Annotated in this window: 9 protein-coding genes; all 9 read right to left on the bottom strand. The window is 62.0% G+C overall.

Annotated elements, in window-relative coordinates; all coding sequences use genetic code 11:
• Positions 1–13: 13 nt before the first annotated feature.
• The 9 genes from ASD64_RS03700 to hutI all read right to left on the bottom strand — a co-directional run bounded on the left by ASD64_RS03700 (position 14) and on the right by hutI (position 18,317).
• Positions 14–700: a D-lyxose/D-mannose family sugar isomerase gene (locus tag ASD64_RS03700; protein WP_056101515.1), complete on the bottom strand. Its 687-nt coding sequence runs from the start codon at positions 698–700 to the stop codon at positions 14–16.
• Between the two features lie 60 nt (positions 701–760).
• Positions 761–1,516: a heme ABC transporter permease gene (locus ASD64_RS03695; protein ID WP_056101512.1), complete on the bottom strand. Its 756-nt coding sequence runs from the start codon at positions 1,514–1,516 to the stop codon at positions 761–763.
• A 71-nt stretch (positions 1,517–1,587) separates the two neighbouring features.
• Positions 1,588–3,369, bottom strand: a complete 1,782-nt coding sequence (locus ASD64_RS03690) for a glucan ABC transporter ATP-binding protein/ permease (protein WP_056100865.1) — start codon at positions 3,367–3,369, stop codon at positions 1,588–1,590.
• A 252-nt stretch (positions 3,370–3,621) separates the two neighbouring features.
• A complete protein-coding gene (locus ASD64_RS03685; RefSeq protein WP_056100862.1) occupies positions 3,622–12,180 on the bottom strand; it encodes a GH36-type glycosyl hydrolase domain-containing protein in 8,559 nt (2,852 codons plus the stop codon).
• A 277-nt stretch (positions 12,181–12,457) separates the two neighbouring features.
• Entirely contained in the window at positions 12,458–13,045 is a 588-nt protein-coding gene (locus tag ASD64_RS03680) for a HutD family protein (RefSeq protein WP_056100858.1), read from the bottom strand.
• A gap of 3 nt (positions 13,046–13,048) precedes the next feature.
• The gene (gene hutU, locus ASD64_RS03675) at positions 13,049–14,725 is read right to left on the bottom strand and encodes a urocanate hydratase (protein WP_056100853.1); all 1,677 of its coding nucleotides are present in this window, start codon (positions 14,723–14,725) and stop codon (positions 13,049–13,051) included.
• 30 nt (positions 14,726–14,755) lie between these two features.
• Entirely contained in the window at positions 14,756–15,574 is an 819-nt protein-coding gene (gene hutG / locus ASD64_RS03670; RefSeq protein WP_056100849.1) for an N-formylglutamate deformylase, read from the bottom strand.
• Positions 15,571–17,106, bottom strand: coding sequence for a histidine ammonia-lyase (hutH, locus tag ASD64_RS03665; protein WP_056100846.1), 1,536 nt, complete (start codon positions 17,104–17,106; stop codon positions 15,571–15,573). Before hutH ends, hutG begins: the two co-directional genes overlap by 4 nt.
• Complete coding sequence (hutI, locus tag ASD64_RS03660; RefSeq protein WP_200957792.1) at positions 17,103–18,317, bottom strand: imidazolonepropionase; 1,215 nt, start codon at positions 18,315–18,317, stop codon at positions 17,103–17,105. The genes hutH and hutI overlap by 4 nt, the downstream gene beginning before the upstream one ends.
• Between the last annotated feature and the right edge of the window lie 2 nt (positions 18,318–18,319).

Here is an 18,319-nt window from a genome sequence, read left to right as displayed (position 1 = left end):
GTGGCGCTTGAAACTATCCGACCCAGCGCTCGTAGTCGGAAACCAGCAGGTGCATCGGTGCCGTGTCTTCCTCAATGTCAGAGAACCGGCCAATGGGTTCGCGGAAGATGTTGTCGGTCAGGTCGTCGTTGACCGTCGAAACCTCACCGATCAACACGTCCTTGCCCTCGGCCCAGAACGCATGCCACACGCCCGGCAGAAGTGTCACGCTTTCACCGGGGTCAAGTTTCAGCAAGCCACCAGCCGGCAGCTTGCGGATTGTCCCGTCCACTGGAACTGCAACCTCGGCATGAGCATCGATGCCGCCGTCGGTGTCCGGCATGAACAATTCGAGCACCAGCTTGCCGCCGCCGCGGTTGATGATGTCCTCGGCCTTGATGACGTGCCGGTGCATGGGTGAAAGCTGATCCTTGCGCGAGATCATGATTTTCTCGGCATAAAGCATGCCGGCACCCTTCTTCATGTCCTCGAAACGGCCGTTACGCACCGTGAACAGAAAAAGCCCCAGTTCATCGAACTTGCCCTGCCCGTAGTCGGTGATGTCCCAGCCAAGCCGGGCGTCGAAGATGCCTGCCGAGTTTTGCCGGCGCCGCTTCATCTCTTCCGGCGTCCAGTAAGCGAAGGGCGGCATGACATAGCCAAACGAACGGATGAAGGTATCCGCTTCGTGAATGATGGAGTTGATCGTCGATCGCTTCATGATTGTTTCCACGTCTGCGTGCATTCGGACGAGAACCGGAGGTGCCTGCGCCCCTATTTCTCAGGCATCGCTGCTTCGGGCCGCCAGCCTGCGCATGGCGGCGATGCGGCGCCGGCTGATTTCGGTGCGCATGGCCGTCAGATGCAGCGCGAAAAAGAGAATGGTGAAGCCGAGCGCCATGACAAGCAACGGCCAAAGCATGCTCGGATCGATGGTCGGACCATCCAGGCGCAGGACTGAAGCCGGCTGGTGCAGCGTGTTCCACCATTCCACCGAGAATTTGATGATCGGAATATTTATGAAGCCGACGAGCGTGATGATCGCGGCTGCCCAGGCAGAGCGGCCGACATCGTCTAGCGCCCGGGTCAGCGCAATGATGCCCAGATACATCAGGAACAGCACGAAAACCGAGGTCAGCCGCGCGTCCCACACCCACCAGGTCCCCCACATCGGCTTGCCCCAGATCGAGCCGGTGATCAGCGCGAGCGCCGTGAAGGCCGCCCCTATCGGTGCCGCCGATTTCAGCGCGACATCGGCAAGCGGATGACGCCAGACCAGCGTGCCCAGCGCGGATACCGCCATCAGGCCGTAGCACATCATCGCCAGCCATGCGAACGGCACATGGATGTACATGATGCGTACGGTAGACCCCTGCTGGTAGTCTTCTGGCGCAGCAAAGCTCATGTAGAGGCCCGCTACCAGCAACAGGCACGCAGCACCTGCCAGCCAAGGAACGATCCGGTCGGCAAACGCGACGAAACGCGTGGGGTTGGCGAGGTCGATCCAGTTGGCGAAACGGCTGCGTGTGGTGCTCATCATCCAAGCTTAATAGACCCAGCCCGGGATTCGGGCAATCAGCCCTCGAAAGCCCCTCGATCACATACCCGTCAGGCGGCCGCGTCTTCCTTGACGGAAGAGATGCGGCTAAGCCGGCGAACCTCCTCGTCATTGAGCAATCCACCGGCGCGCAGCAACGCTGCAAAGCGGCCATTGCGCAGGGAAAGTTCGGCAAAGCCGCCCATTTCAACCACCCTGCCCTTGTCCATGAACACGACGAGATCGGCATCGCGAACGGTTGTGAGACGGTGGGCGATGATGAAGGTTGTGCGGCCACGGCGCAGTTCGTCGATCGCCTGCTTCACTCGGTCCTCGGTCTCGACATCGAGCGCGCTCGTCGCTTCGTCCAGGACCAGGATCGGCGCATTCTTCAGCACGGCACGGGCAATGGCGATGCGCTGGCGTTCGCCGCCGGACAACTGCCCGCCACGCTCGCCCACGACTGTGTCGTAGCCGCCGCCCTTCGACAGGATGAAATCCTGGGCGACGGCGGCATCGGCGGCTGCATGGACCTCGTCATAGGTCGCTTCCGCCCTGCCGATGCGGATATTGTCCTCGATCGAGCGGTTGAGCAGGCCCGCGTCCTGGAACACTGTCGCAATCGAATGACGCAGCGAACGGTTGGTGACGGTGCGGGTGTCGACACCGTCGATGAGAATGCGGCCGCGCTGCGGGGTGAACACCCGTTGCAAGAGGTTGATGAGCGTCGTCTTGCCGGCGCCGGTAGGGCCTACGATGGCGACGGTCTGCCCGGCATGGACCTCGAAGGACACATCGTCCACACCCTGCCCCGAATTGGCAAATTCGAAGCCGACGTTTTCGAAACGCACGTGGCCGGTTACGCCACCAAGTTCGCGAAGGCCTGCGGGCTCGGAAACCTCGCGGGCGGAATCCTCCATCCGATAGAAATCCTCGAGCTTGGCGCGGGCTTCGGAGATCTGGTTGACGAAGGCGGATATCTGATCGAGCTTCGAGATGAGGAGCGAGGCAAAGCCGGTGAAAGCGATGACGTCGCCGATGCGCAACTGGCCGTGCATGACGAGGTAGGACCCGATCAGCAGCACCACCATCATCGAGATGGTGGACGACAGGCGGTGCAACGCGCTTGCCAGCGCCCACCAGTCGAGAACGGGATACTGAGCGCTCAACAGGTCACGCACGTAGCGCTTCAGCGTCTCTGTCTCGTGGCTGATGCGGTTGTAGCTTTGGAGAACAGCGACATTGCTGACCGAGTCCGTCACATGCGCGAAAACCGCATGGTAATGCTGCTCGACATTCGCCTGTCCCTGCTTGGTCTTGCGCATGACCAAGCGGCCAATGCAAAAATACAGGGCGCCCAGAACCATCAGCACCATCGACATGCGCAGATCCAGGGTCAGCGCCGTTGGAATAAGCAGCAGCAGCGCAACCGCCGTCGAAAGATGCTGCCGCATGAATTCCAGCCACAAGCTGAACAGCGATTCCACCGCCCGCAGCAACGTATGAAGCGAATTGGACGTGCCGCGCTCGTGATGCCAGCCAAGCGGCATCGTGATTACGCGCTCGAAAGACTCGCAAAGCACGTCGGCGCGGCGCCTGTGTGCGAAACGATCCGCACCGCGCGCAACCAGCACGAAAGCGATGATGTTGAAGGCACCCAGCCCCGCCCACAAGGTAAGAGCGGGAACGACATTGATATGTTCGGAAATCGCGTCGATGACGCGCCCGAACATGATCGGTTCAAGGATCGCTACGATTGCCAGCATGATGTTGGCACCGCAGATCAGGGCAACCCGCTTCTTGTCGGCGGCAAGATAGCCGAGCGCACGCCAGTAGACTTGCAGAAGGGACACTCGCTTACTCCGCGAAATCGCTCATTGTGCAATGCACCATTTCCGAAACACGTATCGACCGATGCGCCACAAAACAATGCCTCCATATCCCTTCAGTTCCGAATTCGCGAACAAAAGATGGCTACGGGAAGAAATCTGGCGTGATCACCTAACGGTTTGAGAAGAAAGGTGAAATGCCCCTCATGCGGCAAAATAATGGCAGCGGCGGGCCGCTGCCATTATTTTAGTCACATTTAGTGTGGCGTGGCGCCTTCACATCGGAATGCGCACGACCACCTCGGTTTCCCGATCCTTTACGAGCTCGAAAGCAGAGCCCTTCACCTTGGCGCCATTCACCTCGATCGAAAGGGTTTTTGCGCCCTTGGTCCGCAGTACGCGAATTTTCTGACGGCCACCCAACATGTTGAGCGTCGCCGAATAACCGTCCCAATGGCTTGGGATGCGCGGGTTGATTTCGATGCGGGTGTCGCGCCGCTGAATGCCGAGGATTGCCTCGACCGCGGCACGGTAGAGCCAGCCGGCCGAGCCCGTGTACCAGGTCCAGCCGCCCCGTCCTCCCTTGTCGCCGGAATAGATGTCCGCCGCCACGACATAGGGTTCGACGCGATAGTGCTCAGCCTTAGCCTCGCTTGTCGAATGCATGACGGGGTTGAGCATCGAGAAACACCGATAGGCGTCGTCGACGCGCCCCATTTCTGCAAGCGCGATGACAAACCATGTCGCGGCATGGGTGTACTGCCCGCCATTCTCACGCACGCCTGGCGGATAGCTCTTGATATATCCCGGATCCTTTTCGGTCTTGGAGAAGGGCGGCGTGAACAGCTTCACGATCTTGAGATCGTCGTCGACAAGCAGGTCGATCGCCTGGTCCATGGCCGTATGCGATCGGGCCGGGTCGCCCTCACCCGAAAGCACGCTCCATGATTGGGCGATGGAGTCGATCTTGCACTCCTCGGAATTCTTCGACCCTAGCGGCGTGCCATCGTCGAAACTGCCGCGCCGATACCATTGGCCGTCCCAGGCTGTATTTTCCAAGGCCCGCTTCAAGGCGTTGGCATGCTTCTGCCAGGCCTGGGCATGCTTGGTATCGCCTTCGGCCTTCGCGACTGCAGCAAAATCGCCGAGTGTCTTGAGGAGAAACCAGCCGAGCCAGACGCTTTCGCCCTTGCCCTCGTCGCCGACGCTGTTCATTCCGTCGTTCCAGTCCCCGTCCAGAATCAGCGGCAGGCCGCCTGCACTGCTGCGCTTGATGGCAAGGTCCAGCGCGCGGGCGCAGTGTTCGTAGAGCGTCGCGGTTGTTTTTGAGGCTTCCGGCGTGAAGAACGCGTCGTGCTGGCCTTCGCCGAGTTGCTCGCCGTCGATAAACGGCAGGCTTTCCTTCAAGATCGCCCGATCGCCCGTGACCGCCATGTAGTAGGCAACGGCATAGGCCAGCCAGACGACATCGTCCGAAATCATCGTGCGCACCCCTGCTCCGGTGCGCGGCAGCCACCAGTGCTGCACGTCGCCTTCAGGGAACTGGCGTCGGGCGGCATTGAGGATCTGGTCCCTTGCCAGGCCCGGATCATGGGCAAGCAGGGCCAGCGTGTCCTGCAACTGGTCGCGGAAGCCGAAAGCGCCGCTCGCCTGATAGAAGGCCGAGCGGGCCCGGATCCGGCAGGCAACGCTTTGATATGGCAGCCAGTGGTTGACCATGGCGTTCAATGTCTTGTCCGGCGTCTCGACCTGAATGGTGTCGAGGAAGCCGCGCCAGGTTTTTTCATTGTCGGCAAGGCGCTGGTCGAAATCCTTGTCACAATGTCGTTTGATCAGTTCGGAAGCCTCGTCAGCCGATGCGGCGTCGCCCAGAAGCCACAGCAGCGTTACATTGCCGTTCGCAGGCACCTCGATGTCGCGGGCCAAGGCGGCGCAGGGGTCGTCGCCTGCTTCGATGCGGCCCGACAATGCGGCACCGGCCAGCACCGCGTACGGCGCTGTGGTGACGCCCCCTCGCCCGAGAAATTCCTGGCGGTCGGCTGTTGCCGATTGGGGTTTCCTGTCGCTGGCCAAAAATGCGACGCGCCCGCCAAAGTCCAGATTGTACGGATTGATGGCCAGCAACGCGCCGGTGGAGGGGTCTTGCGACGGAATGACCGTTCCGGCGGTCCGGGAACGGTGCGTGCCCAAAACCCACTCCGCATATGCATAGATGCGCAATCGCACGGCTGTCGCGCCGGAGTTTTGAATTCGCAGCCGGGAAAGCTTAACGGGATCGACCGGATCGACGACATGGGTCAAGTCCATGGAAAGCTGGCCGCGCTGGGAGCGGAAGGTCGAAAATCCCTGTCCGTGCCACGCCTCGTAGGTCATGGAGGGATCTCGCACTACGGCTGCCGTCGGCGAAAACGCCGTTCCATTGGCGTGATCGTAGATATAGATGCCCTCGCCCGGCCGGTTTGTCACAGGATCGTTCGACCAGGGCGTCAATTGATAGTCGCGACTGTTGCGGCTCCAGGTGAAGGCAGCACCCTCGGCCGAAGTGTGGAAGCCGAAGCTCTCGTTGGAAATGACGTTGATCCACGGTTGCGGCGTCGTCTTGCGGCCAGTCAGCCGCACGACATAGTGGCGACCGTCATCGTCGAAACCGCCAAAGCCGTTCCAACTGGACAAGCCGTTTCCGTCACTGGGAATATTGCGGGAAAGCGACGTTGCCGAGATGCTCGCCATGTCATGCGAAATGGCTGGCCCGCCCGGATGCAGGGTGTCGCGCGCCTGCAGCGCCGTTGTTTCGGCACGCTCTATCTGGTCGGCAATCGTGCCGTTGCGTGTGTGCAGCACCACCCGCGCCGAAGCCAGCAAGGTGCGATAGGTCGGCTCGTCCATCAGGTCGCGCCGCACGGCGAAGATATGCTGGCGCGGGCCAAGCTCAGTGCCGCGCAGGCGGCTGTTTTCGCACAGGGAATCAATGGCCTGCTGCAGATCCTGCACGTAGGACGAGGCTTGTTCGTTGACGATCACCAGATCGGCCATCATGCCGCGGGCGCGCATGTATTCCTGGAACCGCAAAGCCTGCGCCACGATCTCCAGATCGGCGAGATCGTCTATGCGCAATGCGAAGATCGGATAGTCGCCCGAAATGCTGGTTGGCCAGAGGCTGGATTGCTTGCCGAGGCCTGACCCGATGGCCTCGGATGGTAAACGCAGGTTGGAATCGGGATAGATCAGGTAGCGTGCAAGTTGTTGCCCGATGGCGGCATCCGCCAGGCTGAGACCCAGATGGCGCGTCTGTACCTGCGAACGCGTCCAGGCCAGCATGGCCTGCCTGGCGAAACTCTCCGGGTGGTCGAGCCGGTTGACCGCTTCCTCAAGTTCCGTCCGGGTCGATCCCACGCAGGTCCAGAAGGTCAGCGAAACCTTCTTGTTGGCCGGGACGCGAACCCGACGCCGCAACGCGGCGATGGGATCGAGCGTGAAGCCGGCGCCGCCGGCAAGATGCGCGCCGCTGTCCATGGCTGCTGGATCGGCGATCGTGCGCCCGCGGCCGATGAACGAGCGCCGGTCGGTTTCTGCCTCGGTATCACGCGCCAGCCCTGACGGGTCGGTGACGAAATGCACCGCCGCGAAATCGGGTTCATTGTGGTCGCGCTTGCGACGCGTGGCGAAGATGGCGCCATTGTTAGGCGCGATCTCGGTCTCGATGAACATTTTCGAGAACGCCGGGTGGGCATTGTCGGACGCCTCGGAGCCGAGCACCAGTTCCGCAAACGATGTGACTTCAATGTGCCGGTCGGTTGCGCCGTCATTGAAAAGGGTGACGCGCCTGCCTTCTCCATTGCCTTCGGAAATGACGATGCACTCCACCTCCGAGCGCAGCGATCGAACCGTCTTGATGAAACTCGCCTTGTCGTCGGAGAACAGGGTTTGCGTTACTTCGCCCGGTGCCTGTTTCGGTTCTACGGTGGCCGACCACCAATCCCCGGTATCGGCATCACGCAGAAAGATATACGAGCCAAGGCGGTCCTCGGTCGGGTCGGGTTGCCAGCGCGTTACCGAAAGCTCGCCCCACCGGCTGTAGCCGGATCCCGTTGCGGCCACCATCACCGAATAGTGGCCGTTGGACATCAGGCTGGTCGAGCGAAGCGCCCATGCCGGGTCGAGAACGATGCGCGTATCGAGGCTCTGGACTTCGGGTTCGTCCAATCCGGGCCTCTCTTCGGCCTCGGTGCGCACGGTATCCGCCGGGATTTCACGCGGTGCTTTTTGCTGCAAAAGCAGCTCGGCGGATTCGATGACCGGATCGCTATGAAAGCGGTCGCGCAGTCGTCCTTCGAACACCGCGTCGGCCACCGCTGCGATGGACATGCCGGAATGGTGCGCAAAATAGCTCAGCACCACGGCGTGGTCCGTTCCTTCAGGAACCCGCTGCGGCGTGAAATCGACGGCGTCGTAGTATCCGTGCCGGCCGAGCGCGCCGATCTCCTTCAACCGCCGTAGGTTTTCGACAGCCTCGCGCGGCATGAACTGTGCGGCGAGAATGGTCGCATATGGCGCGATGACCGTGTTCTGGCCGAGGCCGCGCTTCAAGCCGAGGCCCGGCACGCCGAAATTGGTATACTGATAAGTCAGTTCCCTGTCGCGGGCGTTGTAGGCGGCTTCGGAAATGCCCCACGGCACATTCTTCGATCGCGCATACTGAATCTGCCGCTTGATGACGAGTTTGCTGGTCTGGTTCAGCAAGCTGCCGTGCGGCTCCTTCATGACCAGCGGCGGCATCAGATATTCGAACATCGAACCCGACCACGACATCAAGGCGCCGCGAAAACCGATCTCGACGATCGGACGGCCGAGCTTGAACCAATGCTCCGTCGGCAGGTCGCCCTTGGCGATGGCGAACAGGCTGGTCAGGCGGGCTTCCGAAGCCAACAGGTCGTAGCAGCTTTCGTCCAGCTGATGTTCATCCACGCGGTAGCCGATCGAGAGCAGCTTGCGCTCCGTCCGCATCAGGAACGAGAAATCCATCTCGAAGGCGAAACGGCGGGTACGCTCGCGCAGTTCGAGCAGCCTTGCCCGTATTGTCGCGAGGGCATTGTCGTCGATGTGAGAGTCCTGAAGATGGGCCTCGCAGGTCGATTCCAACCGCATCGCCCAGTCGACGATGATGTCGCTTCGCGTCGAGCCGACTTCCGTATGGATGGCCGCCGCCAGCTTGCGGATTTCGCCGGCCAGCACCGACAGGTTGATGGTGCGGATCGAAGCCATCTCCGGCTGCGCCTTGATGGTGCGCACGGCGCGCTGCATGCCATCCAGCCTGTCCGCCAGCCTTTGTCTCAACGGCCGCAACTGGCGGCGGTCGTCCGGCAGTTCGTCGAGGCTCTCGCCAAGGATCGCGACAACGTCGAGAACGCCGCCGAAATCGCCTTGCAGGTGCACCGAAGGCGCTTCGGCCCATTCGGCGCATGTCGCAGCCACTGCAACAAGATGGCCGGCCAGGTTGCCGCTATCGACGCTTGAAATGTAGAGCGGGTGCAACGGCTTCAGCGTCTTGGTGTCGTACCAGTTGAACAGATGCCCGCGATTGCGCGGCATATTCTCGATCGTCGTCATCGTCGTTTCGATGCGGGTTATCGCGTCGGCCAGGCTGATCCAGCCGAAATCGCGCGCGGAAACGACCGACAGCAAATAGACGCCGATATTGGTCGGCGAGGTGCGCTGGGCCACGACCGGGGACGGACTTTCCTGGAAATTGTCCGGCGGCAGGTCGTGATGTTCGTCGGTGACGAAGTTTTCAAAATAATGCCAGGTGCGGCGGGCGGCAATGCGCAAGGCATGCATGTCGCGTGCCGAAAGATGCAGCCGATCCTCGGTTTCCGCCGAGCGGCTGATCACCCAGGCGAAGGCCGGCGACCCGATCCAGAACAGGGCGAAGAAGAAGGCGACAAAAGCACCTGTCGAGTCCGCGAACACCGGAATGGCAAGACCGACGACACCGATGATGACGGCGCCGTACATGCCGCCGTAGTAGGAACCGAGGTCGTTGTCGCCGCCCTTGTGCGCTTGCGAAGCCGTGCGCCATTCCAGCAGGTTCCTGCGGCTGACGAACAGGCGATAGAGCGTGCGAACGATGGCGTCGGCCATCATCCAGGCCGTATGGGCCATCAACACGATCTTGAGTGCTACCAGTGCCGTACCGAAGGCGACGTCATGCGCGAGCGCTGAAAAATGGCCGCGTGGCGTTGCATCGCGGTTCTTCGGCAGGATCGCGTTGACGATATCGAATGTCGGCGCCATGAACAGGGTGAGGATCAGAAGCGCTTGCCACTGGGCCGCTTGAGTGAACGGCAGCAGGGTCCAGCCGGCAATCGCAGCCATCACCCAGAAAATCGGCGTCAGCGTCCGGCGCAGATTGTCGACCATCTTCCAGCGCGACAACGCCGGCACGCCGGAACGCGGATCGAGGATGAAGTTGAGCAATTGCCAGTCGCCGCGCGCCCAGCGGTGCTGGCGCGATGCATCGACCGAATAGCGCGTGGGGTAATCCTCGACCAGTTCGACATCGGTGACCAGGGCCGAGCGCGCCATGGCGCCTTCGATCAGGTCGTGGCTGAGGATGGTGTTTTCCTCGAAGCGGTCCTTCAGTGCCGCCTCGAAGGCATCGATATGATAGAGCCCCTTGCCGGTGAAGGAACCCGCGCCGAACAGGTCCTGATAAAGATCGGACACCGCGAAGACATAAGGGTCCAGGCCGCGATTGGCAGAAAACACCCGTTGGAAGAACGAGGCCTCGTCGCCGGTCGTCAATGACGGCGTGATGCGTGGCTGGAGGATCGTGTAGCCGGACGAAACCCGCCGGCTCGCGGCATCGAAATGCGGCCGGTTCAAGGAGTGGCTCAGTTTACCGATCAGCTTGGCGATTGCGTCGCGCGTGGTGCGCGTGTCGGCGTCGAGCGTCATCACATAGACGACATTCTCCGGCAGCGGTGCATCGACCGGCATGAAGGTGGTGTCGCCGTCGCCGCGCAGCAGAAGGTTGAGTTCATGCAGCTTGCCGCGCTTGCGCTCCCAACCCATCCATTTGCCCTGCCCCGGATTGTAAAGGCGGCGGCGGTGCAGCAGATGGAACCGCGGCGAACCTTCCGTTGGGTAGCGCTGATTGAGCCGGGATATCTGGCTACGGGCGAAGTCCAGGATTTCCATGTCGCCCGCAGCAACTTCGCTGTTGCTGTCAGGCCAGTCCGACAGCAGCGCGAAGTAAAGTTCGTCTGACGTGTTGGCGAGGTAGTGGACTTCGATGTTGCGGATGTTTTCCTCGACGTCGTCGCGCGAGCCGATCAGGGAGGGAACGACGACAAGCGTGCGTGCCTCGGCAGGAATGCCGTCCTTGTACTCGTAGCCGATCAGCCTGGTTGGCTTGAGGAACAGGAGGACAAACGTATTGAAAAAGGCCAGTGCGCCTTCGCTGGCAGGCACCGCAAACAGCACCAGCATCAAGACGATCGCGGAAACCGGCAGGCCCAACGCCGCAAGGGCGTTCCCGGTCGCGTAAAGAAGCAGTGCCGTGAGTGCAAAAACCGGGATGAAAATGCCAAGCCAGCCGGTCTTGCGGAACGCTCTCTTCAGCCGTTGGCCGAGGCTCGGGCGATAGCCGACGGCGCTTTCCAGTTCGGGACGGAGACGGCCGACCAGATAGAAACCGACGTCGGTGGAAGAAGGCGTCGCTTCATCGTCGGCGGCCGCAACGTGCGGATGCGGCGCATATTTGGCCAGATCGGTGGCGGTTTCGGCCACCTCGTATTCCGACTTGTCGGACCTGCGCGCGAGTTCCTCGACAGCGGTCCGGTACTGGTCGCGCGAGGCGAAGTCGAGTGCGCCGAACCCGGTGCGCTCACGCAGCAAGGCATCGATCTTGCTGACCCCCTCGAACCAAACAGTCCAGTCGACGTCATTGATGAGGCGCAGGCCACGGATGATGTTGCCGGTGGTGACGTTGCCGCTCGACAATGTCTGGTGTTCGGCGATTATGATTTCTTCCGCATCGGAGCCGGACTTCTCCAATTCGCCTTCCAGCCATTCAAGCGCCCTGCCCGCGTTTTGCGAGCCGTCGCGCAGCCGGTAGAGAAGTTGGGTCGCGAAGGTGGTGTCCTGCGCATGGGCGCTGTAGCCGGCAAGCAGGTCGTGACCTTCGCCGCCTCCGGCAGAAGCGAGCACACGGTCGGCCACCTCGTTGGCGATGAGGCGCATGTCGCGCGCCCGGCTGACACGTACCGCCAGCCGGCGCAAATTCTCGATAAGCACAAAACGCAGCAGCGACGGCAGCGCCCACAGTTCGCCAATCCTCATTGGTTCGACGGACTGAAATCCCTCCACCATCGACTTGAACATGTGCGCGGACACGGAACTGTCGGAATGCGCGACATATGCCCAAGCCAGCACCAGCGCGCGCGGAACGCTGGTTCCGTCAGGCAGCTTGAGTGTCGGCAATTGCCGGTAGAAGCGGCGCGGCAGGTCGCGCTTGATCTGGTAGATGGTTTCCTCGACCAGATAATTGTTGTCGAGAAGCCACTGCGCGGCTGGCGTAATCGCTTCGCCCTTCGCCTGCGCGGCGTTGGTCGAGCGGTAGACCTCGAGGATTTTCTTGGCATTCTCACGGATGCGGGCCTGAAAATCGAATGTTCCAACACCTGCGAAGGCATCGACCTCACCGCTGGCGATGGCCTCACCAAGCACGCGCAGGCGATCTTCCTGGAAGAATTGGGAGCGGATCGGCGCTTCCGGAGCGGTTGGAAACGTCGAGCTTGAGCGTTGCAAAAGGTCTGGGCTGGCTTGAATATTCATTAACAATCCGTGCGGCAGGAACGCGGGTGCGACCAAACTGGCGCGACCGCGTTCATTAAACCGGTTCAAATGCGATTGGTTGCATCGCAGCAATGGCCGAATGGGGTAGCTTCAGCATCCCAACAGACAATAGCACGCGTTATCTCCCCGACAACCTTGAGCGCGCGCTTTGTGCGCGGGCCGGCCGGATCGAAAGGAAAGGATTTGGGCTTTTTCGTGTTCGATGCGGCGTCAAACAGGCTATCCCGCCATATAGTCCGAAGCTTGGCGGCTAAGACTATTGGCCGGATGCGTTTGCGTGGATACGGATAATGAACAAAGTGGCGGATTGCGGGGTTTCAAGCCGTATCATTTCGCCATCGGGCGCCAGCATGATCGTATCGTGAGGGTCGAGTCGAACGGGATCTGGAGCCTGAATTTCCACAACGCCTTCACTGTTGAAGACAAACACGGTGTCGGTTCGCGGATCGACCACAAGCGGTGCCGAAAAGGTCACCCCCGCCACGGTATGGCTGCGCCGCCCGCGGCGCGTCATGACGTTGAGGTCGAGGATAGGGCCGCGGATCAGGGCAGCCGTCGCCGGCACGTCTGCGGGAAACAGCAATGGCTGCGACTGAGCGGTCAAGCCGATGGGAATTCGGCCATCGACATTCAGGAGTATCCCCTCGCCTTCCAGAATCGACAGGGTTCGGTCGATCCCGGCGAACGTCGAGAACGGGCCGCTGCTTTCGACCCTGGCCATCGAAATGCGCCAGTCAAAATCTTCCAGTCCCGAGCCGCCCGGCGAGACGGCGATTTCTGTCGTGACGCCGCCGCCGTTCTTCCATGGCATTGAACGATAATCGCTGGCGCGCAGGATCTGCATGGATCAGCCAAGAATGCCGGGCAGATTGAGCTGATGTTCCTTTGCGCACTGGATCGCGATGTCATAACCCGCATCGGCGTGGCGCATGACGCCGGTCGCCGGATCGTTCCACAACACGCGCTCCAGGCGGCGCGCCGCGTCTTCGGTGCCATCGGCGACGATGACCATGCCCGAATGCTGCGAAAAGCCCATACCGACGCCTCCGCCATGGTGCAGCGATACCCATGTCGCGCCTGACGCGGTATTGAGCAGCGCGTTGAGCAACGGCCAGTCGGATACGGCATCGGAGCCGTCTTTCATCGCCTCGGTCTCGCGGTTTGGCGAAGCCACCGAGCCGGAATCGAGATGATCGCGGCCGATGACCACTGGCGCCTTCAACTCGCCCTTGGCGACCATTTCGTTGAAAGCCAGGCCCAAACGGTGGCGGTCGCCCAACCCTACCCAGCAGATGCGCGCCGGCAGGCCCTGGAAATGGATGCGCTCCTTCGCCATGTCGAGCCAGTTGTGCAAGTGCTTGTTGCCGGGCGTCAGTTCCTTCACCTTGGCATCGGTCCTGTAGATATCCTCGGGATCGCCTGAAAGCGCCGCCCAGCGGAAAGGGCCGATGCCGCGGCAAAACAGCGGGCGGATATAGGCTGGCACGAAACCGGGGAAGTCGAAGGCATTTTCCACACCCTCCTCCAGCGCCATCTGGCGGATGTTGTTGCCGTAATCGACGGTCGGAATGCCTAGCCTGTGGAAGTCGAGCATGGCCCGCACATGGACAGCCATCGACTTCTTCGCAGCACGTGTGACCGCCTTAGGGTCGCGCTCGCGTTTTGCCTCCCACTCCGCCACGGTCCAGCCCTGGGGCAGATAGCCGTTGACCGGATCGTGCGCCGAGGTCTGATCGGTCACCGCATCCGGCTTGACGCCGCGCTTGACCAGTTCCGGGAAAATATCGGCGGCATTGCCGAGCAGCGCCACCGATACCGCTTTCTTTTCCTTGCACGCCTTGTCGATAATGGCCAACGCTTCGTCGAGATCCTTGGCCTGCACGTCGACATAGCCGGTCTTCAATCGCATCTCGATACGGCTTGCCTGGCATTCGATCGCCAGACACGAGGCACCGGCCATGGTCGCCGCCAAAGGCTGCGCGCCGCCCATGCCGCCAAGCCCGGCGGTCAGGATCCAGCGGCCGGAAAGGTCGCCGTTGTAATGCTGGCGGCCGAGTTCGACGAAGGTTTCGTAGGTGCCCTGAACGATGCCCTGCGAGCCGATATAGATCCACGAGCCGGCCGTCATCTGGCCGTACATCATCAGGCCCTTCTTATCGAGGGCGTTGAAGTGATCCCAATTGGCCCAGTGCGGCACAAGGTTGGAGTTGGCGATCAGGACACGCGGCGCGTCCTTATGGGTGCGGAACACGCCGACCGGCTTGCCGGATTGGACGAGCAGAGTCTGGTCGGCTTCGAGGTTTCTTAGCGCGCCGACGATGCGGTCAAAGCTTTCCCAGTCGCGCGCGGCGCGGCCGATACCGCCATAGACGACCAGTTCGCCCGGCTTTTCGGCGACGCCCGGATCGAGATTGTTCATCAGCATGCGCAGCGGCGCTTCGGTGAGCCAGCTTTTTGCCGTCAATTCGGTCCCGGTGGCCGCTCGTATGGTGCGGGCATTGTCGATGCGGGTATGCGTTGTCATGATTGCCTCCAGAAAGGATTGGCGCGCAAGTCAGCCACGCGCCCAGGCGAGCGCGGCTTCGAGGATTTCGGTGAGGGTTGTGCGCATCGGGGCGGCAAAGCCGGCATCGTAAGGCACTGGCCAGGTTTCAGGCGTGCCCTTGCCTTCCGGTTCGCGCATGTAGCCGCGATTGGACAGTTCCATTTGCAGCGCATGGACGCCGTCTTGCGGCCGGCCGAAATGCCGCGTGATGAAGCCACCCTTGAAGCGGCCGTTGACGATATGGCTTTGACCTGTTCCGGCCAGAATGTTCGCGACCAGTCCCTGCAACACCGGATCGGTGCTGTTGCCGTCGTTTGTGCCGAGATTGAATACTGGCAGAGTGCCTTCAAACAGGCGCGGCAGCACCGAGCGGATCGAATGGCAATCGTAGAGCACGATTTTGTTATGCCGTGCGCGCAGACGGTCGATCTCGGCCTGCAATGCAGCATGGTAGGGCACAAAATAGGTTTCGCGGCGCTCGTCGATCTCAGCCTGTTCTGGCTCCTCACCGGCGCGGTACAGCGGATCGCCGTCAAAGGTATCGGTCGGGCAAAGGCCGGTCGTGGCCTGGCCGGGATACAGCGACACGCCGGAAGGGTCGCGGTTGACGTCGATCACCGTGCGCGAAATCGCCGTATGCACGACCGTCGCGCCCAGACCTTTCGCGAAATCGTACAGTGTATCTATCCACCAGTCGCAATCGCGCCGGCCGAGCCAGGGCGACACCAGCCGGGGTTCAAGGCCGGCAAGATCGATGCCGGTATGCGGGATGGACACCAGCAGCGGTGCATCACCGCGCGTCACGGTCAACCATGGCGTCGCGCTCATGATGCCACTCCCGGCAACTTCACCGCCTTCGTGGCTTGGATCGCGGCACCCGAACGCACCAGCGCGATGGCCTTTTCCATGTCGGGGTGGAAATGCCGGTCAGTGTCGAGATGCGGCACCTGGGCGCGGATCAGCTTGCGCACGGCCTCCAGCGGCGTGCTCGACGCCAGCGGCTGGTGAAAATCGCAACCTTGGGCGGCGGCCAGAAGTTCGATGCCGATAACGGCCGTTGCGTTCTCGATCATGCCGATGAGACGACGCGCGCCATGGGCGGCCATGGAGACATGATCTTCCTGATTTGCCGAAGTCGGGATGGAATCCACGCTCGCCGGATATGCTTTCTGCTTGTTTTCCGAAACAAGTGCCGCCGCCGTCACCTGCGGGATCATGAAGCCGGAGTTGAGGCCGGGTTTCGGGGTCAGGAAGGCCGGCATGCCCGATAATGCCGGATCGACCAGCATGGCGATGCGCCGTTCCGACAGCGAACCGATTTCGCACACGGCAAGCGCGATCATGTCGGCGGCAAACGCTACCGGCTCGGCGTGGAAATTGCCGCCGGAAAGGGCTGTGTCGTCCTCGGCGAAGATCAGCGGGTTGTCGGTGACGCCATTGGCTTCGGTGCCCAGCGTATCGGCGGCTTGCCTCAGCACGGCAAGGGCCGCGCCCATCACCTGCGGCTGGCAGCGCAGGCAGTATGGGTCCTGCACGCGTTCGTCGCCGACGCGGTGCGATTCACGGATTGCGCTTCCTGCCATGAGCTTGCGGAGTGCTTCAGCCGTCTCGATCTGGGTGCGGTGCTTTCTCAACAGATGGATGCGCGGATCGAACGGCGCGTCGGAACCGCGCGCCGCGTCTGTCGAAAGCGCGCCGGCAACGAGCGCCGACTGATAGAGAACCTCCGCCTCAAACAGGGCGGCCAACGCATAGGCCGTCGAGAACTGGGTGCCGTTGAGCAGCGCCAGCCCCTCCTTGGCGCCCAGCACCGCCGGCTCCAACCCATGCGACACGAACGCGACCTGCGCGGGAACACGGCCATGCGGCGTAAAACATTCGCCGACGCCGATCATCGCCGCCGTCATATGCGCAAGCGGGGCGAGATCTCCCGAGGCGCCGACGGAGCCTTGCGCCGGCACGACCGGAATGACGTCGTTCGCCAACATGGCTTCCAGCAATTCGACGGTCTGCGGGCGCACGCCGGACGCGCCTTGCGCCAGACTGGCGAGTTTCAGTGCCATCATCAGCCTTGCGATCGCGACCGGCATCGGCTCGCCGACGCCTGCCGCATGCGACAGGACGATGTTGCGCTGCAAGGTTTCAAGATCAGCGGCCGGAATGCGCACACTGGCCAGTTTGCCGAAGCCGGTGTTGATGCCGTAGACCGGCTCGCCCTTGGCGATGATGCGCGCCACCGCTTGCGCACTGGCTTCAATCCCTGGCTTGCAGGCCGGGTCGAGCCTCGGCGCCGCACCGCGACAAATCGCGCGCCAATCGGCAAGCGTGGCGTTGCCCGGTTTCAACAAAAGCTCGGTCATTGTCCTCTCCAGATACGGGCATGAAGCGGATTGAACCCCATGCGGTAAACGAGTTCGGCGGGGCGCTCTATGTCCCAGATGGCAAGGTCGGCCCATTTGCCGGCTTCCAGCGTGCCGGTTTCGCCAAGCAGTCCAAGCGCCCTCGCCGCTTCGCGCGTCACGCCGGCGATGCACTCGTCCACCGTCATGCCAAACAGGGTCGCAGCCATGTTCATGGTCAAAAGCAGTGAGGTCAGCGGCGAAGTGCCGGGATTGCTGTCGGTGGCGATCGCCATCTTCACGCCATGCTTGCGGAACAGGTCGACCGGCGGCTTCTTCGTCTCGCGGATGAAATAGAAGGCACCGGGCAGGATGGTTGCCACAGTGCCGGCCTTGGCCATGGCTATTGCGCCAGCCTCATCGGTATATTCGAGATGATCGGCCGAAAGCGCGCCATAGCGCGCGGCAAGTTCGGCGCCATGCAGGTTCGAAAGCTGGTCGGCATGGAGCTTGACCGGAAGCCCGGCCGCCTTCGCCGCATCGAACACCCGCGCCATCTGATCGGGAGAAAAGGCAAGGCCCTCGCAGAAGCCGTCCACCGCATCGGCCAGGCCCTCGGCGGCGATAGCCGGCAGCATCGTTTTCGCGACGCTATCGATATAACCGTCCTTGTCGCCGCCAAATTCCGGCGGCAACGCATGGGCGCCAAGGAAGCTGGTGCTCACCGTCACCGGCCGGTCGGCGCCAAGCCTGCGGGCGGCGCGCAGCGACTTCGCCTCGTTGTCGAGATCGAGGCCGTAACCCGATTTTATCTCTACTGTGGTGACGCCTTCAGTCATCAGCGCATCGAGGCGCGGCAGCGATTGCGCCACCAGTTCCTCTTCGCTAGCGGCGCGCAGCGCCTTGACGGATGAGACAATGCCCCCGCCTGCCCTCGCCACTTCCTCATAGCTTGCGCCGGCAAGCCGCATCTCGAACTCATTGGCGCGGTTGCCGGCATAGACAAGGTGCGTGTGGCAGTCGATCAGCCCAGGCGTGATCCAGCGGCCCTCGCAATCGATGACTTCTGCGTTCGACGGCGCGGCAGGCATTTCGGCCTGTGGTCCCGCATAGACAATGCGGCCAGCTTCCGCCACGACCGCGCCATGTTCGACCAAGCCCAGGCCCGGCAGCGTTCCGGCCAGCGTCACGAGACGCGCATTGCGCCAGATGTGCTGCTTGTCTGCCTGCACTC

Origin of the sequence: Mesorhizobium sp. Root157 (assembly GCF_001427385.1) — a bacterium.
GTDB lineage: Bacteria > Pseudomonadota > Alphaproteobacteria > Rhizobiales > Rhizobiaceae > Mesorhizobium.
Note: the sequence above shows the minus strand (reverse complement) of the source record. Positions and strands in the feature narration are given on the sequence as shown.